This window comes from Ruegeria sp. CK3 (assembly GCF_056536565.1).
Window position 1 is genome coordinate 1 of the sequence record NZ_JBQFPV010000032.1, and the last position, 1,272, is coordinate 1,272.

At 62.1% G+C, this 1,272-nt stretch carries 1 protein-coding gene; it reads right to left on the reverse strand.

Going from position 1 to position 1,272, the window contains the following annotated elements:
• Positions 1–1,272, reverse strand: a 1,272-nt coding sequence (gene glyA, locus ACR0C3_RS23275) for a serine hydroxymethyltransferase (protein WP_480760784.1), incomplete at its 5' end; no start/stop codon positions are given.

Consider the following 1,272-nt stretch of genomic DNA (forward strand, 5'->3'; position numbering starts at 1 on the left):
TTACAGGTTCGGATAGATCGGGAAGCGGGCGCAGAGGTCTGCGACTTCGGCTTTGACCTTGGCTTCGACCTCGGCATTGCCGTCTTCGCCATTGGCGGCGAGACCGTCGACCACTTCAATGATCCAATCCGCGATCTGGCGGAACTCGACCTCGCCGAAGCCGCGCGTGGTGCCAGCGGGCGAGCCCAGACGGATGCCCGAAGTGATGGTCGGCTTCTCAGGATCAAACGGCACGCCGTTCTTGTTGCAGGTGATATGCGCGCGGCCCAAAGCCTTCTCGGTCGCGTTGCCCTTCACGCCTTTGGGGCGCAGGTCGACCAGCACCACATGGGTGTCGGTGCCGTGGGTCACCGTGTCCAGACCGCCCTTGATCAGCTGATCCGACAGGGCCTGCGCGTTGGTGATGACCTGCTGGATATAGGTCTTGAACTCGGGGCGCAGAGCCTCGCCGAAGGCAACCGCCTTGCCTGCGATGACATGCATCAGCGGGCCACCCTGAATGCCGGGGAAGATCGCCGAATTCACTTTCTTAGCGATATCTTCATCATTGGTCAGGATCATACCCCCACGCGGTCCACGCAGGGTCTTGTGGGTTGTCGTGGTCGCCACATGCGCGTGCGGGAAAGGCGAGGGATGCTCGCCTGCGGCCACCAGACCGGCGAAATGCGCCATGTCCACGTGCAAGTAGGCCCCGACCATGTCGGCGATCTCGCGCATGCGGGCAAAGTCGATCTGACGCGGGATGGCCGAGCCGCCTGCGATGATCAGCTTGGGCTGGTGCTCTTTCGCCAGCGCCTCGACCTGATCATAGTCCAGCATGTTGTCTTCCTTGCGGACGCCGTATTGCACGGCGTTGAACCACTTGCCCGATTGGTTCGGGCGGGCACCGTGGGTGAGGTGACCACCGGCATCCAGGCTCATGCCCAGAATGGTGTCGCCGGGCTGGATCAGCGCCTGGAACACGCCCTGGTTCGCCTGGCTGCCCGAGTTCGGCTGCACGTTGGCGAAACCGCAACCAAACAGCTCTTTCGCGCGGTCGATGGCCAGGTTTTCGGCGATATCGACGAACTGGCAGCCGCCATAGTAGCGACGACCGGGGTAGCCTTCGGCGTATTTGTTAGTCATCACCGAGCCCTGCGCCTCCATCACGGCGGCAGAGACGATGTTTTCCGACGCGATCAGCTCGATCTCGTCGCGCTGACGGCCCAGTTCGGACGTGATCGAACCGAAAAGCTCAGGATCACGGTCCGACAAAGACTGGGTGAAAAAACC